This window comes from Rudaea cellulosilytica DSM 22992, from assembly GCF_000378125.1.
GTDB lineage: Bacteria > Pseudomonadota > Gammaproteobacteria > Xanthomonadales > Rhodanobacteraceae > Rudaea > Rudaea cellulosilytica.
On the sequence record NZ_KB899241.1, the window covers coordinates 1,624,854 to 1,638,711 of the forward strand.

Consider the following 13,858-nt stretch of genomic DNA (forward strand, 5'->3'; position numbering starts at 1 on the left):
CATCGGCTATCAAACCACTATCATCTGGGAGGGGAACGAAGACATGACCATCACTCTGAAGCGCGTCGTTCTGGCGACGGCAATTGCAACCGCACTGCTGCCGATCATGGCAGGTGCACAAAATGCGGCGGCGCCCTCGGGCACGGCCGGTCAGCCGGCCGCCACTGCGGGCGAGTCGGATGCGGCTTCCAAGAAGAAAGCCGATCAGACCCAGGAAATGGGAACGGTCGTCGTGACCGGCATCCGCGAGTCGCTCCAGGCAGGGCTCGACGTGAAGCGCAACGCTGAGTCTTTCGTGGACGCGATCAGCGCCGAAGACGTGGGCAAGCTGCCCGACGCCAACATCGCCGAAGTGCTGCAGCGCGTGCCGGGCGTGACGATCCAGAGAACGCGCGGCGAAGGCGACTTCGTCTCGATCCGCGGCCTGAGTCCCAACTTCGTGCGTGGTGAAGTCGATGGCCGCACCGTGGTCAGCGGCACCGTAACCAGCGAACCGATTCGCAACGGCGGCCAGGGCGAAAGCACTGGTCGCGCGACCAACTTCGACGTGCTGCCGGCGGAAATCGTGGAGCGCGTCGAGGTGTACAAGTCGCCGACCGCGGCGATGATCGAGGGCGGCATCGGCGGCGTGGTCAACATTGTGACCCGCGATCCGATCGATCTCGGCAATCACATCTTCGGTTCGGCGAACGCCACGTATCGCGAGAACAACAAGGCTACGGACCCGAGCTTCTCCGTTCTCGGCAGCTGGAGAAACGACGCTAAGGATTTCGGTATCCTGGGCAGCCTCACGTATTCGAAGCGCTCGATCCGCGAAGACGGCATGGACACCTACGGCTGGAGCTTGCCGAGCAACTGGGCAGCCCTGCCGGACGTCTCAGGCGGCGCGGGGCAACCGGTCCTGACCGGCCAGAGCTATCCGTGGGCCATGATGGCGCGCCAGCAGCTCGAGTCGCGCGAACGTACGACCGCTCAAGTCAAGGCCGATTGGAAGTTCGCCGACGACAGCTTGTTGACGGCGAACGCGCTGTATTCGAAGCGCAAGAGCGACGACCGGTCTTTTTACGCCACGTTCGGCACTTCGGCCACTTATCAGTTCGTCGATCCGCCGGCAGCGGTGGTGCCACCGGGCAAGCCGGGGATCAGTTCTTGGGGAGACTGCCAGCAGAGCTTGGCCGCAGGCCAGACTCACTGTACCGTGCCGGGCCTCACCGCCAGCAATGGGAACATCACCACGTCGCCGGTTACCTCGACCACGACCGATGTGTTCGAAGACAAGCAACAACGTGATTCGTTGACTCAATTGGGCTTGAACTACAAGAAAGACCTTGGCAGCCTGCACCTCAACGCCGATCTCGCTTATGCGCGCGGCAACGGATCGCTAGGCGGAGGCTTTACCAGCGTCAATACCGCCTACGTCTGGCCCTATACCAGTTATTACGACGGCACGACGTTCCAGATCAAGCCGAACGCCAGCGTACCCTCCGATGGGGCCAGTTATTTCGCGCGCGGTGCGAGCATAGGATTGCAACAAAACAATCAATCCGAGACGGCGTTTGCTCTCGGCGGCAAGCTCGATCTCGATAATGTGCCGCTCTCCCGCGAGCTCGAATTCGGCGTGCGTTTTGCCGAACGCGATGTTGACAAAAATAACTACGGTGATACGGGTGGCCATGGCGCTTTCCCCATCCTCACCGGCGCGAGCGGAATTCATCCGGACGGCAATTTCGGCAACGGCCAGTTCGCCTTCCCGCTCGATCAGCTCTTCTTCATGAATACCGATCAGTTGCTGGACGCGTTGAAGAAGATCGATCCGAACACGCCGGGATACTCGATGAAATTCGATCCCAATTCCTCATACAGCGTGGCTGAGAAGACCGACGCGTTCTATATCCAGGACAACTTGGAGACCGAGATTGCCGGCATGCCACTCAAGGGCAATGTCGGATTCCGCGGCGTACGCACGAACGAATCGGCGACCGGGTACTTCCGGCCGTTCACCATCGTCTATGACGAACAGCATCTCGGCCATCTCCAGTACACGTCGACCAGCGTCACCTCGAAGGACTACAAGAGCAGCTATTTCAATCTGCTGCCGGTGCTCAACCTCGAGCTCGACATCCGCGATGACCTGCTGGCACGCTTTGCGGCTGGCAAGAGTGTGACGCGGCCGGACTTCGCGACCCAGTTGGCGCCGTCGCTCAACATCATCAACTTTGGCGACAACGACTCTTCCCACAATGGAACCAACAACCGCATCGCCGCCGGTGGCAATCCGGGTTTGAAAGCCTACGAGGCCACCAACTACGATCTCGGTCTGGAGTGGTATCTGGCTCCGTCCAGCGCGCTGTGGGCGGCGGTGTATTACAAGGACATCGGCAACTTCATTGCAGGTTCCAATGCAGACAACGTCGAGCGGTTCGGCTACGTCTGGGGCCACTTCACTACCCCCGAAAACCAGGGCGGTGCCAAGGTCCATGGTTTGGAACTCGGTTATCAACAGGTCTTCGAGAACGGCTTCGGCTTCCTCGTAAACGGTACGCTCGCGGGCAGCTCGGCGAAATACACCAACGGCACGCTCGCGGGCAAGACAATCGAGTTCGACGGCGTTTCCAGGAAGAGCTTCAATACCGCAGTGTTCTACGAGAAGGACGGTTTCAGTGCGCGCGTGGCCTACACCTACCGTGGTCGTTATGTTCTGATCGGCCAGGACATCTTCGGCATGACGGAATACAACGACCACTACGGACAGGTCGACGCCTCGGTTTCCTACGCTATCGATCCGCATTGGACTGTCGTCGCCGATGTGGTCAATCTTGGCAATTCGAACAACCGGCTCTACGCCAACCAGCCGCAAGATGCACTGGCGTACCAGATTGTCGGTCGCCGACTCGAGTTCGGGGTGCGCGCCAAGTTCTGATAGGTCCCTAGCTGTCAGTGTGGGCACGTCTCGTTTTCATCAGACCTCCAACGGGGAGGTCGACGGAAAATGAGCGTGCCCACAGCTGTTTTTGAACCGCGCCACCTTCGATGGTGGCAACATGCTCGAGAATTGCATCGGATTTTCGTGACCGGCGGCCGCGCCGGTCGACACGATCGATGGCACCCGGTTGAGAAGCCGCAACCACAAACGACACAGAGCCGCAGATGACCTCGATAGCCTCCCTCTTTCCTGATCGCAGAACCTTGGTGGTCGGCTTCGGCATCACGCTCGGCAACACGGCGCAAAGCGCCATTCCGTGGATCTCCGGCAGCCTGGTTGAATCGGCGCATCTGGACATCCAGCAGGCCAGTTGGATGATCACCGCCGAAGTCTTCACGATGGGCATCGTGATGTTGGGCGCGTCCGCCTTCGTGCATAGACTGCCGAAAAAGGCGGTGCTGATCTTCGCCACCTTGTTGGCCATCGCGGCGCAAATCGCGTCCATTTACGTGACCCAGCTCGGCGCGCTCGCCCTGGTCCGGGCGGTGTCCGGCGCGGCGTTCGGTCTTGTCTATTCGCTGGCTTCGGCGATCGGCGCAGGTGCGGAGGCGCCGCAGCGAACCTATGGCGCCGCAGGAACCATCGCCTTGCTCCTCGGCGTGCTCATCAATCCGATGCTCGGTTACGGCATGCAGACCTATGGTGCCGCGGGTGTGTTCAGCGGCATCGTCATCCTGGCCGTGGTCCTGGCCGTGCCGCTATTCCTGATTTCCTTCAAATCGTTCGAGAGTTCACCCACGGCCCTAAACACAATCATCGCGGATCAGCACAAGCCCAAGGATCGTCTCGACATGCCTTCCGCCGCAGGCGTGGTCCTGACCATGGCCCTGATGTCGGCAGCGGTGAGCGGACTCTACGTTTTTCTCGAGCGCATCGCGCATTCCGTTGGCCTCGAAGGCACGGCTTTGGGCGCCGGGATGTCGGTGGTTTCGCTGATCGGCGCGTCGGGCGGCGTGATTGCGATTTTTGTTTCCAAGCGGGTCGGCAATGTCCTGCCGTTGTTGATCGGCCTGCCGCTGGTCGGCGTCATCATCCTCGGCATCGCGACGGCCAAGAACCAACCTCAATTCTGGAGCGTGTTCAGCGCGCTCACAGTGATGTTCTGGTTCCTCTATCCGTTCATTTTCGGACTGGCGGCGCGGGTGGACCCGAAAGGTCGCGTCGCCTCGGCCACCGGCAGCGGCAAGATTCTGCTCGCTTCGGGCGGGACGGCCTTGGCGGGTTTCCTCGGCGCGAACTACGGAATGCAGAGCTACGGCTATGCGGCGATAGTTATCTGCCTCTTGTCCGCCGTGATGGCGGCCTGGGTTGTCGCGCGCTTAAAAGGACCGAGTCGCCTGACTGCGTTGCCATCTGAAGCTGCCTGACGGCAATTGGACGCAGGCGATATACCGGCGGATACGTTCAGAAGAGCAGGCCGAGCCTGCGTGCCGTTCGCACCGCCTGCGTTCGCGAGTTGACCTTAAGCTTGCCGTAGATATGCCGGATATGGGTATCGACCGTCCATTGCGATATGTTCAATACCTCGGCGATTTCACGGTTGCTCATGCCCTCTGCAACGCGGGTCAGGATGGCCAGTTCTCGCTTCGACAAGAGGCCGCCAGGCAGCTCCTCTGCAATGTCCGGTTTGGACGCAGCCCTGTTTGGGGTTGAGCCATTCGCCAAACCGAGAATATGCCGCGTTATGAAAGGATCGATCGGCGCGCCGCCGTTTGCTACGGTCTTGAGTAGCACTGCAATTTCCAGATCGTCGCGCTCTTTCAGCAGATAGCCATTTGCGCCTGCGCGGATCGCGTCGAGAACCATTTCTTCAACATTCCAGGCCGAAACCACAAGTATCGGCAGCGATTTGTTGATGGAGCGGAGCCAGGCAATCAGTTCAACGTCGTCGCGGTCGGGCATTCTGAGATCAGCGAGCACCATCTCGAGGCTATGTCTTCCAGCCACATCTTTGGCCTGGGCAACGTCACTGACGCAGACGATCTCGTCGTCCGCATACCCCAGCGTCATAAGGATGCGAAACAGACGCGCTCGCGCAGACGGTTCGTCCTGGACTATGAGCACGACTTCTGGCATGGCCCATTCACTTGGTGAATTCTTGAGATATTACATTATCAAACAAGAAATATCACTAGTTCGCGTGATGTTCAGGAATGTGAAAACGCATTAGCGTGCCTTTGCTCTATTGCTATGCGCGGCACGGTCTCGAGAGAAGTAGGAGATGGTTGCGGGGCGACACCCAGGGCCGCAACGGAGATCAGTCCGCCCCGGCATCGTCGATCGGGTAGTCATGGTGCAGAAAGCGCCTAAAAAAATTTCGAAAAAAACTCGCAGCTCACAAGGAGTCTTTGCCCACATCCAATTTGGGGTGAACTTGGTGATGAAAAATACGCACCGTAGATGCCCCCTCTATTTTTAAAACACTTAGATACACGGGAGGGATAACTATGACAGCACAAAATAATGAGCCCAAAAGGCCATCCGTAATTTCGCGCATTGTGATGCTTCTAGCCATCGCACCGAGCATTCCGGCTCTAGTCCATGCGACTGTTCAGGCGAATTTTTATGTATCGCCAAGCGGCAGCGATTCGAATCCGGGCACGCAAACGCAGCCATTCGCAACGATTGCGCGAGCGCGCGATGTCGTCAGATCCAACAATATCGGCATGACTGGCGATATCGTCGTCAACATCGCCTACGGCAACTACTACGTCGGCAGCACGATTGAATTCACCGAAACCGATTCGGGGTCTAACGGATACAACGTCATCTACCGAGCGACGGATGGCGTGGACACGGCGAAGTTCATCGGCGGAACCAAGATAACGTCCGCATGGAATCTCGTGGTACGCACAGGCGCCGACGCCGATCTGCCCGCCGCGGCCGAAGGCAGTGTTTACAAAACGTATGTTGGAACAGGGGTCAATTTCAATACGTTGTATGTAAACGATAAACGCGCCGTCATGGCGCGAACCAAGAATTTAAGCCAAATCCCTGGGTTCCCGTCGACAAATACAGGTTACATGACGGCCGTAGGTGGAAGCATCTCATCGCTTTCTTACAATCTTGTCGGCACCCAGTACACCAAGAACAACGCCGTAGACAATTCTTCGAGCACCGAGTGGGCGTCAAACAGCGAAAACAATCCGTGGATCCAGCTCAACTGGAGCAGCAGCCAGACGATCAACCAGATCACGCTCAACGATCGCGTGAACACGAGCGACTGGATTCAGGGCGGGATATTGACGTTCAGCGACGGCAGTTCGATCGCCGTCACCGGGATCCCGAACAACGGCGCCGACAAGACCGTGACGTTCTCGAACAAGACCGTCAGCTGGGTGCGGTTTCAGGCAACCGGCAGCACCGGCTGCAACGGCCTGTCGGAGTTCAAGGTATGGAACACGTCCAGCGCCAATATTGCGCCCAATTCGACGGTAACCGTCTCGTCCGAGTACGGCAAGAATCTGGATGCCGCCGCCGAGCAAGGCCTCGTCAATGCGCAGACGCGCGGTGATCTGGATGTGCAGGTGTATGTATGGGATTGGGATGTAAGGGACTGGATGACCGATACGATCCCCATCGCTAGCATCAATACCTCCACTGGCACGATCAATTTCAAGACCGTGGCCGGACATCCGGAAGCCTATCGACCGCATTACGCCATTGGCCAGAACGCCAGGTTTGTCTTGCAAGGCAATCTGGCCTTCCTCGATCAACCGGGCGAATACTACTTCAACAAGACCACCGGATATCTGTACTACTACCCGGTGGCGGGCTCGGGCAGCATCAGCAGTCAGGACATCGTGATCCCCACTGTCGACAAAGTCATCGAGGTGATGGGATCGTCCCGCGCGACCCCGGCCACGAACATCACGTTCGACGGACTGCAAATCAAGGACACGAATTTCCCTGACTATTACAGCTATGCGTGGAACCGCGGGGATCTCGACGGCATCGGTTCTTACCCGCCGGAAGCATTGGTCACCGGCGTGAAGCAGCCGTCGTACTGCGAACAAACCGAACGGCCGGCATTCCAGAACGGTGTCCTACAGTTGACGAATACGAGCCACATCACGGTGACGAACGTGCACGTCAAGAATGCCGGCATGATGGGCATCAACCTTTATCTCGCCAACCAATACGACACGATCAGCAACACCCTCGTGGAAGGCGTAGGCAACATCGGCATCGAACTGGAAGGGGGCTATCCGGGCCTGGGCGGAGACGCTGCGGGCAATGGCTACAACAGCTACAACACGGTCACCAACACGATCGTTCATGACGTGGGCCAGTTGGTCGGTTCTGCGAGCGGCATGACCATCATAAACTCGGGCTACAACACGTTCTCCAACCTCGAGGTCTTCAATTCTTCGAGGCGAGGGATCTTCCTTTCGGGCGGCTACAACCGCGAGCCCAGCTATCACGCCCCACCGGCCTCGCCGGCCGGCGACGCCGATTTCAATCCGGCAACCGACTTGTATGCGCACGACAATCACTTCAACGGCATCTATCTGCACAATGCGCAACAGGATGGCGGCGATGACGGTGCGTTTTTCGGCTGCTTCCTCTACGGCGCGCTGCCCAACTTCATCAACCAGATGCTGGTCGACGGCGTCGGCGCGAATCCGAGCATGAAGGACATCGCGCCGAATGGTGTGAATTTCGACATGGGCGACTACTCCAACTTCGAAGTGAAGAATTTCAAGTCGGTGAATCCGCAGCACTACAACTTCGAGGGCGGCGCCAAATTCGTCAACGCGAACATCGATTTCACTTCTACTGTTTATCCCTTCGACGACTCGTTGATCGATTATGCGAATATCGGCGTCAACGCGAGCTATCCGAGCGCGTACCTGCCAGCGCGGATCACCTTCCAGGAGCCGAGCAATATCTACTTCAAGGATGCGTTCGAGAGCGGCCTCGATCAGTCGAAATGGATGTATCGCGGCAATCAACCGCTTATCTCGACGGAATGGATGTCGGAGGGCGTGTTCAACGGCAAGTCATCGTTGAAGCTCGACAGCGACGCCGCTGCTTCGGGCTCCAAGCCGGTGCTGTACCGCGATTTTGGCACCTCGTTGAACAAGATCGTCTCGATGAGGTTGTTCGATCGGCAGAACCTGAAGCCGGTGAACTACAGCGGCATCGGCAAGACGATTTCGACGAACGTCAAATCGATCGCCAGAGCAGACGATGGCATCAATGTGCTCGGTCTTGGCATGGATACGGCGTTCAGCAACGAGAGCTATGTCGTCCTGGTGGGATCGTCGGAAGTTTTGACGACCGTGCCGCGCACGTATGGATGGCACGAGCTGAAGTGGGATTACACGAGTGGCACCGACGTGAAGATGTACATCGACGGTACGCTGGTGCAGACGCTGGCGACGCAAACCAGTTTCAGCCGCGTCGAACTTGGTTCTGACGATGGTCTCGGCGTGAGCTACTACGATCAGGTTTACATCTATGGTGGCACCGTCACGCCGCCGCCGCCGCCGCTCACAGTGCCGCCGACGAATTTGGCCACGAGTGCAACGGTGACCGCCTCGAGCGTATACAGCAGCCAATACGCAGCAGCCAACGTCATCGACGGTATCGTCGGCCTGCAAGGCACCGGGGAATGGGCGTCCAACAGCGAAGCGAATCCCTGGATTCAGTTGAGCTGGTCGAGCAGCCACATCGTCAACAAGATCGTGCTTTACGATCGTCCCGACAGCAGCGACTGGTCGCAGGGTGGCACCTTGACCTTCAGCGATGGCAGTTCGGTCACGGTGACGGGCATACCGAACAACGGTACGGTCAAAGTGATCACGTTCGCGGACAAAAGCATCACCTGGGTGAAATTCCAGGTGACGGGCAGCAGCGGTTGCAACGGGCTCGCCGAATTCCAGGTCTACGACTGGAATCTGGCAAAGACGGCCAATATCACGGCATCGAGCCAATTCAGCAGCCAATATGCCGCGACAAACGTGGCCGACGGGATCATCGGTCAATGGGGCACCGGCGAGTGGGCGTCCAATAGCGAGGCGAATCCCTGGATCCAGATGAGCTGGACCAGCAGTGTCAAGACCAACAAGATCGTCTTCTATGATCGCCTGAACACCACCGACTGGTCCCAAGGCGGCACGTTGACCTTCAGCGACGGCAGCTCCGTCACGGTGACGGGCATACCGAACAACGGCGCGGCTTTGGAAGTCTATTTCCCGGAAAAGACCGTGACCTGGGTGAAATTCCAGGTGACGAACAGCAGTGGCACCAATGGACTGTCTGAGATGCAGGTGCTCGACGTGGCGCAAGTGAATCTCGCGCCAGGCGCCACCGCATCGGCATCGAGCCAATACAACTCGAACTACTCTGCGGCCAAGATGACGGACGGCATCATCGGCCAGCTGGGAACGGGCGAATGGGCGCCAGCCAATACCGATACCAGCCCATGGGGTCGACTCGACTGGTCCGCGAGCCAATCGATCAGCCAGATCGTGCTCTACGATCGCAACAACACCACCGACCAAGTGCTGGGTGGAACATTGACCTTCAGCGATGGCAGTTCGATCACCGTTGCGGCTCTGAACAATGATGGCACCGCGAATACATTTACGTTCGCAACGAAGAACGTGACTTGGGTTAAGTTCCAAATCACTTCTTACTCGGGTTTGCCGGGGTTGTCCGAGTTCCAAGTGTATTGATCGAGCGGAAGGGCAGGCGATGGGTTCATCGCCTGCCCATTTTTTTTTGCCGATCCAGCGATGAATCCTCCCCACATCGAACTTCAGCGGCTACTTGCAGCCGCCCAAAGCGTATGCGCCGTCGAAACGGGCGACGTTCTACGCGGCTACAACGGTCACGACCAACGGGTGACGGATCGCAAACGAATCTACTAGTCCTATATCAACGCCAATTTGATCGCATAGAACAAAGACAAAAATCCATTCGAAACATCACGAGGGAGGTCTTCCAGTGACAGTAAAGATCAGAAGAACCATCACCCGAGCGCTGGCGCTTTGCGCAGCGGTCGCGGCATCGATGACCATGGCCGTCACACCGGCGCACGCGTCAGTGCAGGTTACGTTCTACGTCGACGGCGTCAACGGCAACGACAGCAACCCGGGCACTTCCAACGCGCCGTTCAGAACCATCGACATGGCGCGACAGCAGGTAGCGACCGTCAATGCGAACATGACCGGCGACATCGACGTCAACATCGCACCGGGCGACTACTACTTGTCCAGCACGCTGACGTTCGGGCCGGCCGACTCCGGCACGAACGGCTACAACATCGTCTACCAGAGCGGCGACGGCGTGCCGGGCAGCGTGCGCATCATCGGCGGCAGCCTCGTCACTGGATGGCAGACGACCACCAGTGCGGACCTTGCCAATGATCTGCCATCGGCGTCGGTCGGCCACGTGTTCAAGACGCAGCTGCCGGCGGGCACGAACTTCAACACGCTATATGTAAATGACAATCGGGCGGTCATGGCCCGGTCGAAGAACTACACCTACGACCCGCGCTTCCCTGCCAGTTCGAACCAGTTCCTGCGCACCACCGGCGGCGATACGTACAGCATCACCTACGGATCCGATCTCGACGCCAACAGTATCCAGGGCCTGGTCAACGCACAGTCGCGCGGCCAGCTCGACGCGCAGTTCGTCATCTGGAGCGGCTATGCCACCGGGGGTTCGGACTGGTACCAGGAGACCTTGCCGATCGGCAACGTCGACACCTCGGGCAAGCGCCTGACCGTGGTCAAGGACGCGCAGCACCCGGAAGTCAACCGTACGCATTGGACGTTCAGCAGCGACTACCGATACTTCGTGCAGGGCAATCTGTCCTTCCTCGATGCGCCGGGCGAGTACTACCTCAACAAGACCACCGGCTGGCTCTACTACTACCCGAACGCGTCCGAGATTAATCCGGGAACCGGCGCGATCAACGTGTCGGTGGTCCGGCCGACCATGCAGAAGGCGATCTATTTCAAGGGCGCCGACAAGGCCAGCCTCTCCGCGGTGCCGAACCCCACTCAGCAGGTGCACAACATCGTGCTGAACGGCTAGACCATCAAGGACACCGAGTTCGCAAACAACTACGTGTACGCGTGGAACGCCTATGACGGCTACGGCATGCAGTTCTTTCCGCCCGAAGCGACCGGCAGCACCAACCCGTCGTACTGCGAGGATACCGACCGGATCGAATATCACGTCGGCGCGATCACGCTGACCGACACCAACCACATCACGATCCAGAACTCGCGCGTGACCAACGCCGGGATGAACGCTATCGAGGTGTTCCGCGACAACGACTCGCTGACCGTCACCAACAGCAAGCTCGACCACCTCGGCATGGGCGGCATCGACTCGGACGGCGGCTACCCTGGCATCGGCAAGTACAACGGCAACCATACGATCAGCAACGTGCTGATCGACGACATCGGCCGGCTTGCCGGCGCACAGCCGGGAATCTCGCTGGCCAGCACCGGCCACTCCACGCTGTCGCACCTCGAGATCTTCAACTCGCCGCGCCGCGGCATCCTGCTCAACGCCGGCTACCTGCGCAACCAGACCTACGACGGTGCGTACAACCCGATGACCGATATGTACACGATCGGCAACCATTTCTCCGACGTTTATGTGCACGACGCCCAGCAGGACGGCGGTGAGGACAGCGCGGTGTTCGGCTGGGTGCTGATGAACAAGGATCTGGTCTACCAGTACACGAGTCCGCACAGCTACGATCCGGGATCGGCGCACTACAACTACTTCGACCAGTTCATCATCGACAACATCGGCGCCAGCCCGTCGATGCACGACAAGAACACGGTCATGTGTGTGGACTTCGCGATCAGCGCGTCCGGCCTGCAGTTCAGCAACATCAAGTGCACCAACCCGCAGAGCTACACGATGGACGCGTACCTCGGTTGGCAGAGCTTCACCAACGCCAACTGGAATCTGAATAACGGCACACCGGACAACGGCGGCGTCAACAATTTCAACGACTCGTTGATCGACTACGCGAACATCGGTCTGACGTCGGCGTTCCCGACGCAGTTTGCGATCACCCATGCCGCTCCGACTCCGCCTGCCAACATCTACTTCTCGGAGGACTTCGAGGGGGCGAGCATCGATACGACGAACAAGTGGATCGCCGAGAAGGGGACGCCGGTTCAGTCGACTGTATACATGGCGGAAGGTCCGTTCTTCGGCAAAAAGTCGCTGCGCATCGACACGACGGCGAATCCGAACGGGCAGATGCTGACGCGCACGTTCACCAGCAATCTGAACAAGATCGTCACGATGAAGTTCATGGACAGGAGAATCGATCTTGCCTATTCGGACATGGACGCCAAGCACCTGCCGAACTCGTGGGGCCGCGTCGATGACGGCGTGACCCAGCAGGCGCTGGGTACCGACGGTCGTGTCTCCACGGACTACTTCCTGGTCAAGAGCGGCTCGACTACGACGGTGACGACGGTGCCGCGCGGTTTCGGCTGGCACGAATTCAAGTGGGACTACACCTCCGGCTCGAACGTGGTCATGTCCATCGATGGAACTGTGGTCGCGACCCAGCCGATGGCGTCGTTCCACTATATGAGTCTCGGCGATCCGGACGGCTCTGGTGCGATCGACTACTTCGACGACATTTATGTCTACGGCGGTACCGCCGCGCCGCCGCCGGGCAACCAGGTCCAGCCGGTCGCGATCAACGGCACGCTCACCGCGGACAACACCTCGGCCCTCGGCGGCGGCGCGCAGGTGATCAATGATCCTGCGGATGGCAGCCACGCCGTCGGCTGGTTCTCGAATGGTTCCTACATGGACTACTTCGCCAACGTGGCGAAGGACGGCGTGTACCAGGTGACCTACCGCATCGCGGACATTTCGCCGTACAACGGCGCCGTGCAGTTCATCGTCGATGGCGTGGCACAGAAGACAACCACCTTCGCGCCCACCGGCGGCTGGTACAACTGGTCCAACGTCAACGACCAGGTCACGCTGACCGCCGGCCTGCACACGATCCGGCTGCTGGTCACGCAGAATGGGTGGAACTTCAAGTCGGCCCAACTGAGCTATCTCGCGCACGCGGTGCCAAGCAAGATCAAGGCGATCGACTATGACGCCGAGTCGGGCGCGATCCAGACGGTTTCCAGTTCGGAGGGACCGGCAGTCGGCTACCTCAGCGCGAACAACACCATGGACTACAACGTCATTGTTACCGCGACGGACACCTACACGCTGAACTACCGGGTGGCGGTCAACAACTCCGGGGCGAGCGCCCAGTTCCTCGTTGACGGTGTGGCGCAGACAACGACTTCGTTGCCGGTATCCGGCGGCTGGGACAGCTGGGAGACGGTCTCCGCCACCCCTGTGTCGCTGACCGCGGGCTCACACACCATCAGGATTAAGGTGGTCGCCAACGGCTGGAACTTCGGCTCGTTCACGCTGACATCCACGAGACAGTCGTTGCCCGGTCAGATCGATGGACCCAGCTACGTCGCGGCCAGTTCGGGAGTGCAGGTCATCTCCGTGACGGATAGCGGCACCACGCAGGGCGTCGGCTGGTTCTCGAACGGTTCCACCATGGACTATAGCGTCAACGTAGCCACCGCGGGCAGCTATACCGTGAGCTATCGCGTTGCGGTCAACTCCGGCTACACCGGCTTGGTTGCGTTCCAGGTGGATGGCTCGACGGTCAAGAGCACGTCCCTGCCGAGCACCGGCGGCTGGCAGAACTGGACTACGGTGACCGACACGCTCACCCTGCCCGCGGGCCAGCACACGGTCCGTTTGCTGGTATCGAACAATGGTTGGAACCTGCACTGGTTCTCGCTGCAGTAGCAAGTTCGGAGCGCAAGGACAGACAGGCATGACGTCGATGTAATGCGA

6 protein-coding genes are annotated in these 13,858 nt (G+C 59.1%); 5 read left to right on the forward strand and 1 reads right to left on the reverse strand.

Annotated features, from left to right (window positions below; translation table 11 throughout):
• Nucleotides 1–43: 43 nt before the first annotated feature.
• Nucleotides 44–2,920, forward strand: a complete 2,877-nt coding sequence (locus tag F455_RS0107240; protein ID WP_018972614.1) for a TonB-dependent receptor — start codon at nt 44–46, stop codon at nt 2,918–2,920.
• 227 nt (nt 2,921–3,147) lie between these two features.
• Nucleotides 3,148–4,350 (forward strand): MFS transporter, encoded by a 1,203-nt coding sequence (locus F455_RS0107245; protein ID WP_083918818.1) that lies wholly within the window; start codon nt 3,148–3,150, stop codon nt 4,348–4,350.
• A 37-nt stretch (nt 4,351–4,387) separates the two neighbouring features.
• Here F455_RS0107245 and F455_RS0107250 read toward each other — a convergent pair whose 3' ends face one another.
• The gene (locus tag F455_RS0107250; protein WP_018972616.1) at nt 4,388–5,059 is read right to left on the reverse strand and encodes a LuxR C-terminal-related transcriptional regulator; all 672 of its coding nucleotides are present in this window, start codon (nt 5,057–5,059) and stop codon (nt 4,388–4,390) included.
• Nucleotides 5,060–5,484: 425 nt separating this feature from the next.
• Here F455_RS0107250 and F455_RS0107255 point away from each other — a divergent pair, with 425 nt between their 5' ends.
• From F455_RS0107255 to F455_RS0107265, 3 genes are all read left to right on the forward strand, one after another.
• Nucleotides 5,485–9,666, forward strand: a complete 4,182-nt coding sequence (locus F455_RS0107255) for a DUF7402 domain-containing protein (RefSeq protein WP_018972617.1) — start codon at nt 5,485–5,487, stop codon at nt 9,664–9,666.
• 337 nt (nt 9,667–10,003) lie between these two features.
• Nucleotides 10,004–11,032 (forward strand): DUF1565 domain-containing protein, encoded by a 1,029-nt coding sequence (locus F455_RS0107260; RefSeq protein WP_157578512.1) that lies wholly within the window; start codon nt 10,004–10,006, stop codon nt 11,030–11,032.
• 33 nt (nt 11,033–11,065) lie between these two features.
• Nucleotides 11,066–13,810, forward strand: coding sequence for a carbohydrate-binding protein (locus F455_RS0107265; RefSeq protein ID WP_018972619.1), 2,745 nt, complete (start codon nt 11,066–11,068; stop codon nt 13,808–13,810).
• Nucleotides 13,811–13,858: the final 48 nt, after the last annotated feature.